The following is a 16091-nucleotide window of genomic DNA, read 5'->3' on the forward strand; positions in this document are numbered from 1 at the left end:
CACAGTAATTACTTAAATGAAAGCATTGGATTTTAACCTGTTTTTCGCCAACTTTTAAGTATATTTGTCATACACACAACTATTCTTTTTTAGTTGATTTCATTAGTAAGTACGTTGTTTTAAGACTATGAAAAATTCGATTAAGATCATCAACAATTACGAGTACAAAAAGTTATTTCTACCTGATGTTTCTGAGCACAATTTATTCAATGAAAATAAAATTCAAGTCTATCGAATTGAGAATTACCTACGCAGTATCCTGATGCCTGTCATCCCCTATCGTACAACGTTTAATTTTCTCATTTTTGTAACGAAGGGATCCCTGACCCAACATCTCGAAAGCGCATCTTACACATTAACTGAAAATCAAGTCATTAACATCAAACAAGGCAATATCACGGCCACACTGGCAATCTCTGATGATGTAGAAGGTTTTTTTGTAGTCTATGAAAATGAAATTGTGACTGATATTGAACTTGGTATAAACGATATCAAATTTTTCAATTCCCATCCTTTTACCACACTAAAAGCCCATGTAGCACATTGGATCCAACAAATGTTGGTATTATTGGAAGAAGAACTTTTTACTGAGGGCCGTGTGATGGAAGTCTGCATTTCAATGATGCAGTGTATCTTATTAAAGGTGATAAAATCGGATATTGAAACAAAGGCCCCGATGAGCCGACAGCTAGATATTGCTTTCCGTTTTCGCGAATATGTACAAAAATTCCATATCGATCATAAAAACGTATTATTCTATGCCAATTTATTACATATTTCAGAAAACTACCTCAATAAATGTGTTAAAGAAGCGACGAATAAACCACCGAAACAATGGATTAGCGAAATAAGTATCTTACATAGCCAGATTCTGCTGCAGGATGCTACGAGAGATATTGCCGGTATAGCCTTTGAATTGAAATTTCAATCGCCCTCGTATTTTACTCGGCTATTTAAAAAAATCACTGGGTATTCACCCAGTGACTATCGAAAACATAAGTTTATGGCGGGCTAATGTTTTTTACTGTAAGGTAAATTCCAGATTAAATCTACGGCCAAATAATGAACGCCAAAATCTACTTTGTCATAGCCTTTAATTAAGTCGTTCATATACCCCAGATCCAATCGCAAAGGTGTTTTTGGAATATCTGTCATGTAATAGAAACCCAGACGGGTCTCTTTATAAGCAAAGCTAGACCATGTACTAGCAGGTTCGTAAAGCTTACTGATTGCAAAAAGCCCTTCTGCGCTCAAAGCCAATTCTTGCTTATTTTTAGCCGAAATTTTAAAATTTAGCTGCGATTTCAAGCGAGTCCTAAATTGAAAATTCTCTTCTGTTTTCTGAAAATCAGCTGTAAAGAACTTTCGAAACTCTTGCCTTAAGGTATTTTTCCATTTCAAACGATCATTCAGGATAAATGTATACGCATATCGCCCATATAACCTAAATTCTTGCTCGACACCTTCATTATGGTAGGGTGCCGCCTCATCATAAACGTTTTGGCGACGATAGCTCAATGCATAGCTATATTGTTGATTCTTGGCAAACTTATGATAGACTTCATGATTTAGCACCCAAATGGCCTGCTTATGAAATGGATTTGAATCGTCGGGCGTACTTTTGGTTCCCAGACCGATGTAGGTTAGTGCCTCTTTGGTTCCCGCACTATCCAGTTTCCGGCGTAGGCCCAGAACAGACCAAGATGCGGTCCTTGCTTTTCCTAACCCCGGTGGACTGACTTGCCCGTAGGCAGTATTTACATGAATTCCCAATAAGAGCATTATTGGGAATAGTTTTATTAAACGAAATTTAAACATACATAAAATTTTAGTTCACAAAAAGGACTAGGAAGTCCCTTCTGCTGATGAAAATTTATTCACCAACCATTTATCGATAAGTTTGACCGGTTGCATCGCCCACATCGCAAAAACAAATGGGAAAGTCAATGTTGTCCAGCCGTTATGAATCAAAAAGTGATCAAAATATGTGGCGATAATTGTTCCGATCAGTACATATACGCCATCACGAACACGTGGGCCGCTCAGAGCGATTCCAACCAAAACCGCATTGAAGCTAAAAATGCCATTATTGGTCATATCTGCAGATTCATGGCCATGGTGCGAAATATAAACACTGATGATAACAGCAGCGAAACCGTAAAGTGCTCCCATGGGATTGCTCAGGAAAACCCCAATGAAAAAGATCAATCCAGCAATTAAACTACCCTGAAAAATAACCTGACCAAAGGCATGGCCTTCAATTAAGAAATCATCCATTTCTTGAATATCAACAAAATGCTCGGGTACCGTCCTTAAAGCCAATTCTGGAATACTCAACACATACAATGCGATCCAGGTAATTAAGATAAAAGGAAATGTAAATACCGGCAGATTCTTCTTTAATGCAAAACCCATCAAGATGGTGGTCAACGCAGATCCGACGATTAAAGCTCCCCATACCCAGACGTTTGTCTGAAAATAGAAAACCAAAGCAATACCATAAAGCGTAGCATTAAATCCGAAGAGTCCATCATTGATATGACCCTCATCAAATTTCATCAACTTGGCAGTCAATACCCCGACGATATTGGCGAGGATTCCCGCAAAGCCCATTAGTGCCGAATCATAAATAATGGCGCCTATAAATAAAATACCCGTCCAAATGTTACCCTGTAACATAATTTGCCCAAATCCTTTAAAAAAAGCTTTTACAAAAGCTAGGATGTTATTTTTCATTGGAATATAATTAGTTGTTATTCAAAAATATGTTGTCCCATAATGCGCTTTGCATTTCTTTAAAAAGAAGATAAAGCTGTTCGGCACCGTAACCTAAAACGCGAACCATAAAACCGTCGTGCTGCAATTCACTAATACCAAACGCAACGTCTTTGGTTTCCCCATATTGTTCATGGAAAGTCTCGATCCAGTCACTTGGATTCAAGCCGGCACTATTAAGGTAGATCAAAGTTCCCTGATGCGTATAGCCTTCCAAAATACCCAAGCCTTGTATAGGCATACGATCTGGCTGCAGCAATACATTATCTTTCACTACAAGCCTACCATTGACATAACATTCTGTCAGATTTTGAAAGTGATTGTACATAAACTCTTCTCCGGACATTTTCCGACCACAAGTCACGATTTCACTAAGCAATAAGTGACAATTAGAAGCAAGATGTACAATGTTATGGCTCAAAAAATGAGACGAATGTTGTGGTACTACAGGATGGGGCACATAAGAAAAAACAGCATTTTCACCGATATTCACTTCCATAGTTTGGGACGAATGGCCTTTCATATGAAACAAACGCTGGTAAGCTTGCGTTTGTAACTGCAGCTTAGCGCCCGGAGCAATATCAACTTGAATACGATGGTCATCTCCATCCAACAAACCAGGCGATGAACTCATAATCATCAGATACGCTGCATTGTCTTTTTGATATTGTCCAACTGGAACGATACGAAACGGTTGTGTCGCATATGCATCTTTTAAAAAGGATTTTCCTTCGCGATGTGCTATTTTAATATCTAAAGAACAGATCATAACTAACGTAGTAAATTAGGTTCCTCAACATCTTGAAGGAGTGCGTATTTTTTAATCCAGCCTACAATCTCTTCCAAACCATCTCCGGTTTTTAGATTTGAAAATAAGAATGGAGAACCTTTACGCATTTTACGTGCATCATGCTCCATTACTTCTAAGCTTGCGCCTACATAGGGTGCCAAATCTTTCTTATTGATCAATAAAAGATCAGATCTTGTAATTGCTGGACCACCTTTACGAGGCATTTTTTCACCTTCGGCAACATCAATTACGAAAATGGTAATATCGGCCAGATCCGGGCTATAGGTAGAAGTTAGGTTATCACCACCACTTTCAATCAAAATCAACTCTAAATCCGGGAAGCGGCTTGCTAGTTCATCTACAGCTTCCAGATTCATACTCGCATCCTCCCGTATGGCCGTATGCGGGCAACCGCCGGTTTCTACACCGATAATTCGTTCACGGGGCAGCAAACTATTTTTAGCCATGTACTCCGCATCTTCCTTCGTATAGATATCATTTGTAATTACTGCAAGATCAATTTCATTCATCAAACGTCTGCTCAATCTTTCCAATAATGCTGTTTTACCAGACCCTACTGGTCCACCAACTCCTATTTTAACATATTTTCTATTTTCCATTGTAATTGTTTTTTAAGAAATATAAACTCTAGAATATAATCGTTCGTGTTGCATGCAACGGATGTCAAATCCAATGTTGCATAAGCCCACTAAATTCCGTTCAACTGTTAAGGTCTCTTTGCAGAGATCAAGTATATCATCATGTAAACCAAAAAGTATATCTTGGCCATCCAACTGCCCTAATGGCACCAGTTTAACAGCATTGGTCACCATTGTAATAGCGGCATTATAATAAAAGCCGTGTAACGCTTCTTCCAAAGGAATTGCTAAAAGTGACGCCAACATGCCATACATCAAACAGTAATGACTATCTACTTCCTTCTTTTGGATTAATTCACCCCAGGACAACATAAAATCCTGCTGTTGATACCGACTGAATATTTTATAAATACGGACGCCCAGTTTTTTACTGGCATCGCGAATTTCTCTTGGACTTTTTAATGCTGTACATTCTTGATCTAGGGCGATCAATGCATCCATGTCCTGCGAAGAAGTTGCTTCATAGGCCAATTTCATCAAAGCAGCATCATTGTACTTCAGATTATACCAGAGGTTATGACGCACATAATTGTCCGCCGTAGCCTTATCACAGACCAAGCCCTGTTGCACATAGGTCTCCAGTCCATTGGAATGGGTAAACCCACCAATTGGCAATGTAGGATCTGCTAGATGAAGTAACTTGCCTAGAAATGTATTTTTCATTGACATTATTTTTTATTGTAAGTATATATCTTCAAGGACCAATCAGCCCCTTGCGTAGTCTTCGCTATCATTGGGCATCCAAGCTGACCAAGTTTTTCCTTTGATCCCTATTTTTCCCATTAAGACATCAATGCGCTCGCTACGTTCGCTTATCGGACAGAAAGGATCTTCAATCTCATTTCATAACTGCTGGCCCTTGCGAATTCATGAAGGCTTTATCGCTGATTAAGAGCGGTATATTCTTCGTCGAAAACTTCATCTTCTGATGATGTTTTGGGTCGACATTTGCATTGAGCTGACGTAAAAGTTGGCGCTCGCAACGTTGCGGGTCAAACCCCTGTTTCGCTAACCACTCGTACATTGACCTTTCATAAGGCATAAGCAATTCATTTGCCTCCACAAATAGAGGCAAATGTTTGTTTCCAATTTCACTGGCTACAAAAGCAGTTCGCAGGAAATCAATTGCCATGACACGGATTACTTCACAAGGTTTGATCGTTACCACAACCATTTTCTCTTCATCTTCGTACAAGATATCGCCATCCTGCAAACTGGAGGTATTACCCAACAATTTGACGGCAATATCCATTCCCTCCGCTGTACGTAAACGTTGAATACGTTTGGTCGACTCATACCATTCAATAGCGAGCGAATCAAGACGCTTATTGATCTGCTCCCCCTGAATATTCCTTGTGATTTCCGTGATTATCATTTTTTAATTTTTAATAAATAGATTTTTAGATAAGCCTAAACCTACTGTAGATCCATTGATTCCCGTAATGACTTCGTGATCATTGGGAATAGCAGCATCTTTACTATTTCTCTTTTTATAAGACAATTCTGCCACTTTAGCTTTTAATGCCCAACCTTTTCCCAAGGCGATACCCACAAGCGGGTACACTCTGAATAGATAGCCATTGTATTTACCATCGACCATAGTACCACCGGTAACGACATGTTGATCGCCCCACAAATAATGAACATCAACCTGGCCAATTAACATGAAATGCTCACTCAGAGGCCAAGTATTACTATAGAAAGGTCCTATTTCATGCGAATGATCTGTGAAATCCAATGCTTTATCCTTAGCAGAATTGAATCCATAGTTTAGCCCCGCATTCATGTTGTCCGTGAAAAAATAGGCAGCACCTACCGGAGCGGCACTAAATTGATGCCCAGCTGTTGTTTCGTGGTAATTCAGTGACCCATAAACCATGATACCCCCCTTTTGCGCATAGGCCGATTGTATCGTAAAGCATGCTATTGCTATACAACAGCCTAAAAATGTCTTCAAATTTTTCATTAGCGTAAATCGTATTTTAGCAGTAATGAAGCATCATGAGCGGTCATTATTCCCTCTCTTTATGCGCTTTTGATAAGCTCATGATGATTTCATCAACATATTGTTTTTCATAGTTTATGGCGTGATATCGGATCACGCCATAAAAAAGTACTATAGGGTTAAAACAAGAAGTATCGTTGTCCCAACGAAACTGTATCAACCGGTTTTGATCGCAAGATCTCACCGTCAAGACTTACCTCATAATTTTCTGGATTAACGATAATTTCAGGTGTAGCGTCATTGTGGATCATATCTTTTTTGGAGATATTCCGACAATTTTCTACAGCAAGTAAGGTTCTTTCCAATTTATATTCTTCTTTAATTCCTTTTTCCAATGAAATTTTAGAGACAAAGTCAAAACAAGTTTGGTGAACAGCTTTACCTAAACCACCGAACATTGTTCTTAAAATAATTGGCTGTGGCGTAGGAATGGAAGCATTCGCATCACCCATTTTTGAAGCGATAATCATCCCGCCCTTAATAATCATTTCTGGTTTTGCGCCAAATAAAGCAGGACGCCAGATCACCATATCGGCAATTTTACCGGGCTCGATTGAACCAACATATTTGGAAATACCATGAGCAATTGCTGGATTGATCGTGTATTTCGCTACATAGCGGCGTGCACGGAAATTATCGTTGTCCTTGCCTTCGTCTTCAGGTAATGGGCCTACTTGCTTCTTCATTTTGTCTGCAGTCTGCCAAGTCCGTGTAATGACTTCACCTACACGACCCATTGCCTGCGAATCCGAGCTCATGATACTGAATACACCGCGATCTTGCAGTACATCCTCAGCAGCAATCGTTTCTGGACGGATACGAGAGTCAGCAAAAGCTACGTCTTCCGGAATTTCTTTACTCAAGTGGTGACAAACCATCAGCATATCCAAGTGCTCGTCAATCGTATTTTTTGTGAATGGACGTGTTGGATTTGTCGATGCTGGCAAAACATTTGGATACATCGCCGATTTGATGATATCTGGAGCGTGACCACCACCAGCACCCTCTGTATGGAATGTATGGATGACACGTCCATTGATAGCTTGGATCGTATCTTCTAAGAAACCCGCTTCATTCAAGGTATCTGTATGGATTGCAACCTGCACATCGTATTGATCTGCAACAGTCAAAGCTCTGTCGATTGTTGCTGGTGTAGCACCCCAATCTTCGTGGATTTTAACGCCTAGCGCGCCTGCTTCAATTTGCTCCACAATAGGTTGTTCCGTACCTACGTTTCCTTTACCAAAGAAACCGAAGTTCATTGGAAGGTCTTCAACAGCTTGCAACATGCGGCGTAAATTCCATTTACCCGGTGTTACTGTAGTTGCATTTGTTCCATCCGCTGGACCTGTACCACCACCAATCATTGTTGTAACACCACTATACAAGGCCGTTTCAACTTGTGTTGGGCTGATATAGTGAATATGGGTATCAATACCACCTGGAGTTAAGATATATCCCGATCCACCATGTACCTCAGTAGAAGCACCGATAATCATATTTGGTGTAATATTGTCCATTGTATCCGGATTTCCAGCACGACCAACACCAACAATTTTACCATCCTTAATACCAATATCACCTTTCACGATACCCCAGTGGTCAATGACGATAGCATCAGTGATCACCATATCCAATGTACCTTCATCACGTGTATGAACTGAAGATTGGCACATCCCGTCACGGACAGTCTTACCACCGCCAAATTTGGCTTCATCGCCGTAGTAAGCATAGTCTTTTTCGACTTCAATAATGATATCTGTATCTCCTAAACGGATTTTATCTCCACTTGTAGGGCCAAAGATGGCGCTATAATTTAATTTGCTAACTTTTAAACTCATGATACTTTGTTTTTAAAGCCTTGTTCTTTTACTTTTTTCATTGCATTTGCTTTCGCAACTTCGGTTTCGGTATCTCCATTTGCCAAATCATTGTGGCCATAGATCCTTCTTGCACCTGCATAAGGGACCAATTCGACGTCTTTTGATTCACCTGGTTCAAAACGAATTGCTGTACTGGCGATAATATTCAACCGTTTGCCAAATGCTTTTTCACGATCAAACTCCATCATTTTGTTCACCTCAAAGAAATGAAAATGTGAACCTACCTGAATTGGTCTATCACCTGTATTTGTCACAGTGATCGTTGTAATTTCTCTACCTTCATTGCAGATAACACAGCCATCTGCAATAAAAAATTCTCCTGGGATCATAGATTATATTTTTAACAATTAGCGAATCGGGTTATGAACAGTAACCAGTTTTGTACCATCTGGAAATGTAGCTTCAATCTGTACATCATGAATCATTTCAGGGACACCTTCCATGACATCTTCACGTGTCAACAACGTTGCACCATACTGCATTAAATCCGCAACAGTACGTCCGTCACGAGCAGCTTCCAAAAGTTCACTACTGATCAATGCAATAGACTCCGGATAGTTTAATTTAAGTCCTCTAGCTTTACGTTTTTTCGCTAGTTCGCCGGCAAGATGAAGCAATAGCTTCTCTGTCTCTCTAGGTAATAAATGCATATAAATATTATTTAAATTGTTGTTATTCGAATTAAAACAAGTCACGGTGAGTACAGGTCACGACAAGGCCATACGACTTAAAAAAATCGTTCAAAATCGTGATGAATAGAACAGATTACACCCCTACGCAGCGCAAGTTCTGTCTTTTCTCAACCGTTGTAAGAAATGGAAATTTTTACCCCAGAAACGGGATCTTTAAACTTTGGAAAAGAATATATTTTGGCGGAAGGATCAATCGATCCATATAAGGCCTTCTGTTATTCTGAATTTTGAGACGTACAGGATAGCAGAATACAAAAAGACAAATTGAAAGCACTCCCCAATAGAGCAGCTTGCTCCATTCATCTTTGAGGTCCATCTGTTCGGTGATATCATAGACATCATGATCTTTAACCGCAGCGACCAAATTTTCCCGCTCGGAATTTCCTGAACCTTGTTCTACATGAGTATGGAAAGCCGCCAGGCTTATCCGGAAGACGGGTAAACTTTGGACAGTAGAATGCGTCGGTATAGCTATTCCTTTCATGAGCAGGGTGCTCAAAAGGAAAACTAAAAAGACTAAACTATACCTCATTCTTGTGTTCACAATTCTATTATTTGTTGTTCAAATTTACAACCAAAGCGGGCTACTTGACTAGCACAAATCTTGAATTAAATAGTCCAAATTTGTTGAAAAAGCCCGCTTTGGAGATTTTAGATCAATCTTTCGAATTTAAAAAGAGTAACCAACTGATACCATGATATTTCTCGGTGCACCAGCAAAGGCTCTCGTGTAGTCAAAACCACCTAAAAAGTAATATTTATCGAATACATTGTTCAGGTTTACGGCCATTTTCATAGCACCAATGTGGTAATAGGCCGCTGCATTAACAGTTGTATAAGATGGCCATTGTCCCCAGAGTGCATTTCCATCGCTATCCTTTCCGATACTATTGTCCATCCGCTTACGGTCTACATAATAAACACCAGCACCAAAACCTAAGCCTTTTAAGGTACTATTTGAAAACACATATTTTAACCAGGCACTCGCCATATTTTTGGGTGCTCCCGGCAGGGACTGTCCTATTTCAGAAGGAACCGAGGATGATTTCACCTCCGTATCATTATAGGTATAATTGGCCATAACCTGAAACTCCCGTGTCAACTGCCCACGCACATCGAGTTCAACACCCTGCGATAGCGCTTTGCCGGATTGTCTATACTCCGGCAGCCCTGAATCATTGATAGCCCCTGTGGCAATGAGCATATTCCGTCGTTCAATTCGGAATAAGGATAGATCAACTTGCAATTGTTCCTTAAAGAAACCCGTCTTCACCCCTGTTTCCACCTGGAAACTCCGCTCGGCTTCAAAGGGTTTATCGGCACCATAATCTTTATAGTTCTGAATAAAATTGGCGCCTACAGGCACAAACCCCTGTGAATAACTTGCAAAATAGTTAATCTGTTTATTGATTCCATAGGTTACACCAAAACGAGGTAATAAGGCATTTTGTGTCGCATGAAACCGATTTTGTCCATCAAGTGTCTCAGAAGAATAGTGTTCATGACGTAGACCTACAATAAGTTTCAGTCGGTCGTCAATGCTGATTTGATCCTGTATATATTTACCCGTTGTTTTATAAGGGCTCAAAAAAGGATAAGCGACTCCTGTACGCCATACATAATTCGTCAGATCATGAGTCGTATAGGTAGGATTGTTTAAATCAAAAGTCAAAGGAACAACTTTACCATCTATAGTTTGCTGCCTAGCCTCCCGCAATTGGTTTTCTTTGTCGCCCCGATATTGGGCAAAATCAATCCCAGCAACCAAATGATGATCAACTCTATCGCCCAAAAGATCCCACTTGACGTAACCGACAACATTATCGGTATAATCACGCCCATGGCGATCAAAAAAGCGCATATTCATAATGGTATTATGTGGTGCATCAGCAAACGTATTCATTGTCCGGTGTTCATTGACATCTTCCTGATAGATGGATTTCATGTAACTCAGATTCAAACTAACATGTTCTGCCAGACGCTGAGACAAACGAGCGCTTAATGAAAAAGTCTTGGAATTATAAAAATCGGAAGGCTGGCTCAACGTAAATGATCTTGGCAACGCATAAAAGTTATTTTCCTTAATACCCATTCCCCGATCAAGATAACCGTTGAACTGATTATATACCATGTCAATATCAACCACCGTGCCTTCAGCTGGTTTGAAGGTAAAGGAAGGAGCAATCATCATTCGTTTCTGACGATTTACATCACGGAAAGTCTTGGTATCTTCATAACCCGCGTTAAAACGATATAAAATACGTCTGGCACTATCCAATGGTCCACCGAGATCTACAGTAGTTCGCATCGTTTCAAAACTACCGCCAGCAAAATTCACATGCCCCTTAAAATCTTCCAAAGGCTTCTTTGTCGTCATATTAATTGTACCACCCGGCACAATATCCCCAAACAAAGATGCCCCAGGCCCTTTCAAAACCTCGATATTTTCAAGATTGATCGTTAATGGTGAATTATAATAACTGTTACCATACCCATACCCCGAGCGTAAACCATTGACAAGTCGAACACCCGTTTCGTAACCGCTTTTGAAACCGCGGATAACAACATCATCATAGGAAGATGCTTCTGTCACACCAGCCAGGTCCTGTACCAGCGCTCCAGTAGTAAAGGCCTGTTTATCTTCGATAAATTCCTTACTGAGTACAGCGACAGATTGCGGTAGATCCTTTAATTTTCCTGCAAATTTACCCCCCAGCTCCATATTATTTGTCAGATATGAATTGTTACGTCTACCCGTAACCAATACTTCATCCAATGTATTATCACCGGCTACCATAAGCAATCGAACTCCTTTTTTTGCATTCCAGTTGGCCGTGTTCAAATCCAGCAATACAGGCTTATACCCAATTGCAGCTGCACGTAGCTGTACAGGAAAAGATGTTATTCCGGTAAAACTAAATTCGCCCTGAGCATTAGAACTTGTCTGTTGTTGTCGATCTGCCAGGGTTAATGTGACCCCTGAGATTGGATTACCGTTTTCATCCTGGATCTTACCAAATAGTGCCACACCTTGTTGTGCATACACCGCTCCCGGTACGGAAGCACTTGTCAATAAAGCGAAAGCTAGCGCTTTCATTACGTTGTTCATTCGAATAAATTATATATTTTTTGGCTTATCCACTTTTAGGGTTAAGCAATACGATCAACGAATAATTCCATGTGTATCGTTGGAAAATTCGATTCATTACAAAAGTCTTTCAATTGAAATCCCTGTTTTCCCCAAAACTCATAGGCTCCAGTGAGGAATGGGTGGGTATGTAAATAAAGCCTTTCGATACCTTTCTCCTTAACTACAGCGACCAAGCCCTTGAATAAGGCCGTTCCCAAACCTGACCTACGGTAACTCGGGTCCACAAAAAGACGGGCTACTTCCACCGTTTTCCTTCTATCAATATCCAAATGCGGGAAACGGTAGTCATAAGCCAGCATGCCAACGACGCCAATCAGTTTACCCTGCTGATCTTTTGCCTGCAAGAATGCACCAGCTTCAGCCTCAAGATACACGGCTGAAAATGCCAGTAGATCTTTGGGAAGTTTATGTGCATCCAACATCGGAAACAACTGTTTCCGAAATTCAATGACATAAGGTAATACGACATCAATATCTTCCTTTTCAACACGAGATATGCTGATATTTTTCAAATGGGGTTGCGTGGGAAAACATCGTTTGCTTATCAGTTGATTATTAATCAATATATTGCCGCTGTCTTTGATGGTATTCATATCGTTATAGCTATTTTTAAAATATTTGCACAGTAAACTGAGCATCTCACTTGCAAACCATGATTTTTCATAAGCACACCTACTCAGGCAGCTTCGTCATGGCGTATTCATTTCAATTTTGGCTTCGCCGTTATGCGCTGAACCCGCAATGGTGTCAAATGCCTTATCCGCACCCAGCATCGGAACAAACATCCATTTCTTCTGATTTTCCAAACTGATCAAAGGAAGTTGATAGGTCTGTTCCAATAATTCCCGTACTTGCTCTTGCTCCAGACCGTGCAGATCCACAAGCCTATTGTCCTTCATCAGATAAAACTGATCACCAAAAAGGTACGCCATGTTGGGGTCGTGCATCACACATAACACGGTTGTCCCCTCTTTGACCAGCTCCTTGGCTGTCTGCAGAACCGCAATCTGATAGTTCAGATCCAAATGATTGGTGGGTTCATCAAGCAATAATAAATCAGGTTGTTGTACCAACACGCGACAAAGTAATACCAATTGTCGCTCTCCTCCAGATAAAGAGGTATAGGGTTTGTCCTTAAAATGTGTGAGGTTAAATCTATCCAAGATCTGTTCAACGGCCTCGAAGTCTTCCTTACTTGGTGAAAAACGAGAAAACGAGGCGCGTCCCGTCAGAATAACATCAACAACGCTAAAAGGAAATGTGGTCTGATGGAACTGGTTGAGAAAACCCAATTTCAATGAATTGGCCCGACCAACCTTCCAATCGCGACGTTCTGTTTCACCGATAAGAACTGATCCATTATATTTTTTTTCCAGCCCGGCAATAATATTAAACAGAGTCGATTTACCACTTCCATTTCGACCAAGAATAACAGAAAGCTTTCCTTCCGGAAATGACATGTTTACATCATTTAAAATGATATCCTTACCATAGGCAAAAGAAAGTTTTTTGATATGAATCGAATTACTCATGAATTCCAGTTGATTTCGTTACGACGCATCAGATAAATAAACAAGGGAGCGCCAATAATCATTGTAAAAACACCGATCGGAATTTCAAATGGCATAACAGCCCTAGAAAAATCATCGATAAGTAATAGGAAAGTACCTCCAATACTGATATTTGCCCACACAATAATATTGTTATTGGGTCCAAAGATCATGCGGCTGATATGTGGTACAATTAATCCGAACAGACTAATCACCCCGACAGCTGCTACAGCTGATGCCGTAATTAGTGTTGCTACAGCAATGAAGACCAATTTCAATATTTTCGGGTTAACGCCAACAGCAATTGCTTCTTGATCACCAAGGGCGAGAAGATTCAGCTTCCAGCGCAAAAGGATCAGGATGCCCAATCCTATTGTGATCGGCAGGAACGCTTGCTGTACTTTCGACCATGATGCTGTATGTAGGTTCCCCATTGTCCATTGCACAATAGCTTGTAATTTATAGGGATCACTAATGTATTGTAACAGGGTTAGCATCGCTGTAAATACACCGGAAATAACCATTCCAGCCAACACCATCCCAATAATCGAGGTTTTCAAGCCGGCATTTGAAACAAAATAGGTTAAACCTACAGCACATACACCAAACAGAAATGCCGATAGATTGACGGACAATAGAGGGAACAACATGGCCAATGCGGCCCCAAAAGCAGATCCCGAAGAAATACCCAATGTAAAAGGATCAACGATTGGATTCCTAAAAATGGCCTGTAAAATTCCGCCGGAAGAAGCTAATGCTGCTCCGACCATAAAGGTCAACAGAATCCGTGGTAAACGTACCTGCCACAATATCGTATCCATGTTATCTTTCAATACCGTATTATGGTCTCCGATATAAATTCCCACTTCCAATCCGATGCGCTGACAGAGCTCGACAAAACCAATGTTCTGACTTGATCCTACAAGTAAGGAAAGCAATAAAACCAACAACGGTAAAACAACTAGCAGAAACAGCTTTTTTAATTGATGTATCATTGAAGTAGTCCTGCTTTACCGTATAGTTTTTCAAAAGCTATGGTCATATCCTGATCAAGCTGCTGTTTCGTATAATCCGAAAAACACCAATGCCTAATCTGTTTGGCAAAAAGCATAAATTTGACGGTATGTGGATCGAATGGGAAGGACGGTGACATCACAAATACCTGTTTATTTTTCACTGCAGGTAATGCCGCGAGTTCCTTCAGATTATATACGTCTGTCAATTTAGAATTCCAAAGAATAATGAGGTCCGGATTCCATTTATAAATCGTTTCTGCGCCGACATTTGGGGCTTCCATTTCCAACGGGCAGGCATTCGCTGCACCCGAAAGACGGATCGCCATATCAATCAAACTACCACGACCGGATGTCGAAAGCACTCTACCTTTAGACCAGGCATAATAAACCTTCTTCTGTATTTGATCTTTAGGAGCAGTCATTTTTTTGATCTCCGCCGAAACAAATTGAACAATTTCTTCCGCTCGCGCTTGCTTTCCGAGTAAGGTTCCCATCCCTATCAGTTCATTAAAAATACTTTTTTCATCTTGCGAAGAAAAAGTAAACACGGGAATTCCAAGATCTTCTAATTGAGAAATATTATCCTGATCAGTATTGAACGTCAAAACAAGATCAGGGTTCAAGCCCACTATGCTTTCTACATTATTTGCCTGGCCTGCGAAGGTAGGCGTTGCCAGTTCTTTTTTTGCAATTCTTTGATCCAATTTGGATAAAAAGCTATAGGTATCTTCGAGCTGATAAACCTGTTCAGGAATACCTACAAGGCTATTTTCAGCGCCCAACATATACACTTCATCAACAAGCGAAGGGAATAGTACAACTACACGCTTTGCCACATGCGCCAACACAACTTCCTTCCCTCTACTATCGACTGCTTTCACTTGACTGTTGAGCGTGCCGGATTGCCGATTTTGGCAGGCACTCCATATACCACAGCATACCAAAAGCAATACAACTATAATTCGATTCACTTTCATTTAATTATCTTTTCGAACTTGTTCACCCAGGCTGATATGCCCGTCTACTCCTTTCAAATCTGGATTCTTCTTATTTTTCGCCTGCAAACGAATCAAATCTTCGGATAACAGTAAGGCTTCCTCCAACTGAATCGACGTTCCATATTTTGCCAGAACCTGTTCATAAAGCCGTCCATCGTAAGGAAGACGAAGCGATTCGGCATCTGTTACGTTGAATATCGGCAGATGTCTGTTTCCGATGAAATAACCGAAATCTGCAAGCTGAACCAAATCCGTTGGATTAAATCTTATCGTCAACGAAGGCTTGACAACCAGGATCGCTTGTAACGCTTCCTGATGAAATAAACCATCACCATGGTGCCATTCCGCTCCCTGGTCCAATTGCATAAGGATTGCTTTTCCGTTTATTGTATTACGCGTCAGGCGTCTTTTATGGACTTCATACCACTCAAGATGCACTTGATCGACGTCGCTAAGGGCAAACGCCTTGTTTGCGACAATTTTATCTATTGGTATGAGCAGCTTATTCATTTTTGTAAACTTATCTTCATCACATGTTAACAGCACCGTTTGGCTTTGTTTTCAGTGCTATT

The 16091-nt window shown here is 40.5% G+C and carries 18 protein-coding genes; 1 reads left to right on the forward strand and 17 read right to left on the reverse strand.

Features of this window, described 5'->3' with window-relative positions:
- Positions 1 to 127: 127 nt before the first annotated feature.
- Complete coding sequence (locus tag BV902_RS19880; RefSeq protein WP_075993432.1) at positions 128 to 1015, forward strand: helix-turn-helix domain-containing protein; 888 nt, start codon at positions 128 to 130, stop codon at positions 1013 to 1015.
- Here BV902_RS19880 and BV902_RS19885 read toward each other — a convergent pair.
- The 17 genes from BV902_RS19885 to BV902_RS19965 form a co-directional block, all read right to left on the reverse strand.
- Positions 1012 to 1818, reverse strand: coding sequence for a DUF2490 domain-containing protein (locus BV902_RS19885; RefSeq protein WP_075993433.1), 807 nt, complete (start codon positions 1816 to 1818; stop codon positions 1012 to 1014). The genes BV902_RS19880 and BV902_RS19885 overlap by 4 nt on opposite strands.
- Positions 1819 to 1845: 27 nt before the next feature.
- On the reverse strand, positions 1846 to 2736 hold the full coding sequence (locus BV902_RS19890; protein WP_075993434.1) for an urea transporter: 891 nt from the start codon (positions 2734 to 2736) through the stop codon (positions 1846 to 1848).
- A 10-nt stretch (positions 2737 to 2746) separates the two neighbouring features.
- Positions 2747 to 3544, reverse strand: coding sequence for an urease accessory protein UreD (locus BV902_RS19895; RefSeq protein ID WP_075993435.1), 798 nt, complete (start codon positions 3542 to 3544; stop codon positions 2747 to 2749).
- A 2-nt stretch (positions 3545 to 3546) separates the two neighbouring features.
- On the reverse strand, positions 3547 to 4185 hold the full coding sequence (ureG, locus tag BV902_RS19900; protein ID WP_075993436.1) for an urease accessory protein UreG: 639 nt from the start codon (positions 4183 to 4185) through the stop codon (positions 3547 to 3549).
- A gap of 12 nt (positions 4186 to 4197) precedes the next feature.
- Positions 4198 to 4887, reverse strand: coding sequence for an urease accessory protein UreF (locus BV902_RS19905; RefSeq protein ID WP_075994884.1), 690 nt, complete (start codon positions 4885 to 4887; stop codon positions 4198 to 4200).
- A 175-nt stretch (positions 4888 to 5062) separates the two neighbouring features.
- On the reverse strand, positions 5063 to 5599 hold the full coding sequence (locus BV902_RS19910) for an urease accessory protein UreE (RefSeq protein ID WP_075993437.1): 537 nt from the start codon (positions 5597 to 5599) through the stop codon (positions 5063 to 5065).
- A 3-nt stretch (positions 5600 to 5602) separates the two neighbouring features.
- Complete coding sequence (locus BV902_RS19915) at positions 5603 to 6190, reverse strand: hypothetical protein (protein WP_075993438.1); 588 nt, start codon at positions 6188 to 6190, stop codon at positions 5603 to 5605.
- 158 nt (positions 6191 to 6348) lie between these two features.
- On the reverse strand, positions 6349 to 8070 hold the full coding sequence (ureC, locus tag BV902_RS19920; RefSeq protein WP_070567879.1) for an urease subunit alpha: 1722 nt from the start codon (positions 8068 to 8070) through the stop codon (positions 6349 to 6351).
- Positions 8067 to 8441, reverse strand: a complete 375-nt coding sequence (gene ureB, locus BV902_RS28185; RefSeq protein WP_075993439.1) for an urease subunit beta — start codon at positions 8439 to 8441, stop codon at positions 8067 to 8069. Before ureB ends, ureC begins: the two co-directional genes overlap by 4 nt.
- 18 nt (positions 8442 to 8459) lie before the next feature.
- The gene (ureA, locus tag BV902_RS28190; protein WP_075993440.1) at positions 8460 to 8762 is read right to left on the reverse strand and encodes an urease subunit gamma; all 303 of its coding nucleotides are present in this window, start codon (positions 8760 to 8762) and stop codon (positions 8460 to 8462) included.
- Positions 8763 to 8937: 175 nt separating this feature from the next.
- Positions 8938 to 9288 (reverse strand): hypothetical protein, encoded by a 351-nt coding sequence (locus tag BV902_RS19935; RefSeq protein ID WP_075993441.1) that lies wholly within the window; start codon positions 9286 to 9288, stop codon positions 8938 to 8940.
- 186 nt (positions 9289 to 9474) lie between these two features.
- A complete protein-coding gene (locus BV902_RS19940) occupies positions 9475 to 11913 on the reverse strand; it encodes a TonB-dependent receptor (protein WP_075993442.1) in 2439 nt (812 codons plus the stop codon).
- A 41-nt stretch (positions 11914 to 11954) separates the two neighbouring features.
- Positions 11955 to 12548 (reverse strand): GNAT family N-acetyltransferase, encoded by a 594-nt coding sequence (locus BV902_RS19945; RefSeq protein ID WP_083663682.1) that lies wholly within the window; start codon positions 12546 to 12548, stop codon positions 11955 to 11957.
- Between the two features lie 96 nt (positions 12549 to 12644).
- The gene (locus BV902_RS19950) at positions 12645 to 13487 is read right to left on the reverse strand and encodes an ABC transporter ATP-binding protein (protein WP_075993443.1); all 843 of its coding nucleotides are present in this window, start codon (positions 13485 to 13487) and stop codon (positions 12645 to 12647) included.
- The gene (locus BV902_RS19955) at positions 13484 to 14500 is read right to left on the reverse strand and encodes a FecCD family ABC transporter permease (protein WP_075993444.1); all 1017 of its coding nucleotides are present in this window, start codon (positions 14498 to 14500) and stop codon (positions 13484 to 13486) included. Before BV902_RS19955 ends, BV902_RS19950 begins: the two co-directional genes overlap by 4 nt.
- Entirely contained in the window at positions 14497 to 15498 is a 1002-nt protein-coding gene (locus BV902_RS19960) for an ABC transporter substrate-binding protein (RefSeq protein WP_075993445.1), read from the reverse strand. Before BV902_RS19960 ends, BV902_RS19955 begins: the two co-directional genes overlap by 4 nt.
- Complete coding sequence (locus tag BV902_RS19965; protein WP_075993446.1) at positions 15499 to 16029, reverse strand: hypothetical protein; 531 nt, start codon at positions 16027 to 16029, stop codon at positions 15499 to 15501.
- Between the last annotated feature and the right edge of the window lie 62 nt (positions 16030 to 16091).

Origin of the sequence: Sphingobacterium sp. B29, assembly GCF_001952815.1 — a bacterium.
In the GTDB taxonomy this organism is placed as follows: domain Bacteria; phylum Bacteroidota; class Bacteroidia; order Sphingobacteriales; family Sphingobacteriaceae; genus Sphingobacterium; species Sphingobacterium siyangense.

Excerpts from the sequence above, each read along its gene's own strand:
- BV902_RS19880 (WP_075993432.1), top strand. The coding sequence starts at position 128 with ATGAAAAATTCGATTAAGATCATCAACAATTACGAGTACAAAAAGTTA.
- BV902_RS19885 (WP_075993433.1), bottom strand. The coding sequence starts at position 1,818 with ATGTTTAAATTTCGTTTAATAAAACTATTCCCAATAATGCTCTTATTG.
- BV902_RS19890 (WP_075993434.1), bottom strand. The coding sequence starts at position 2,736 with ATGAAAAATAACATCCTAGCTTTTGTAAAAGCTTTTTTTAAAGGATTT.
- BV902_RS19895 (WP_075993435.1), bottom strand. The coding sequence starts at position 3,544 with ATGATCTGTTCTTTAGATATTAAAATAGCACATCGCGAAGGAAAATCC.
- ureG (WP_075993436.1), bottom strand. The coding sequence starts at position 4,185 with ATGGAAAATAGAAAATATGTTAAAATAGGAGTTGGTGGACCAGTAGGG.
- BV902_RS19905 (WP_075994884.1), bottom strand. The coding sequence starts at position 4,887 with ATGAAAAATACATTTCTAGGCAAGTTACTTCATCTAGCAGATCCTACA.
- BV902_RS19910 (WP_075993437.1), bottom strand. The coding sequence starts at position 5,599 with ATGATAATCACGGAAATCACAAGGAATATTCAGGGGGAGCAGATCAAT.
- BV902_RS19915 (WP_075993438.1), bottom strand. The coding sequence starts at position 6,190 with ATGAAAAATTTGAAGACATTTTTAGGCTGTTGTATAGCAATAGCATGC.
- ureC (WP_070567879.1), bottom strand. The coding sequence starts at position 8,070 with ATGAGTTTAAAAGTTAGCAAATTAAATTATAGCGCCATCTTTGGCCCT.
- ureB (WP_075993439.1), bottom strand. The coding sequence starts at position 8,441 with ATGATCCCAGGAGAATTTTTTATTGCAGATGGCTGTGTTATCTGCAAT.
- ureA (WP_075993440.1), bottom strand. The coding sequence starts at position 8,762 with ATGCATTTATTACCTAGAGAGACAGAGAAGCTATTGCTTCATCTTGCC.
- BV902_RS19935 (WP_075993441.1), bottom strand. The coding sequence starts at position 9,288 with ATGAAAGGAATAGCTATACCGACGCATTCTACTGTCCAAAGTTTACCC.
- BV902_RS19940 (WP_075993442.1), bottom strand. The coding sequence starts at position 11,913 with ATGAACAACGTAATGAAAGCGCTAGCTTTCGCTTTATTGACAAGTGCT.
- BV902_RS19945 (WP_083663682.1), bottom strand. The coding sequence starts at position 12,548 with ATGAATACCATCAAAGACAGCGGCAATATATTGATTAATAATCAACTG.
- BV902_RS19950 (WP_075993443.1), bottom strand. The coding sequence starts at position 13,487 with ATGAGTAATTCGATTCATATCAAAAAACTTTCTTTTGCCTATGGTAAG.
- BV902_RS19955 (WP_075993444.1), bottom strand. The coding sequence starts at position 14,500 with ATGATACATCAATTAAAAAAGCTGTTTCTGCTAGTTGTTTTACCGTTG.
- BV902_RS19960 (WP_075993445.1), bottom strand. The coding sequence starts at position 15,498 with ATGAAAGTGAATCGAATTATAGTTGTATTGCTTTTGGTATGCTGTGGT.
- BV902_RS19965 (WP_075993446.1), bottom strand. The coding sequence starts at position 16,029 with ATGAATAAGCTGCTCATACCAATAGATAAAATTGTCGCAAACAAGGCG.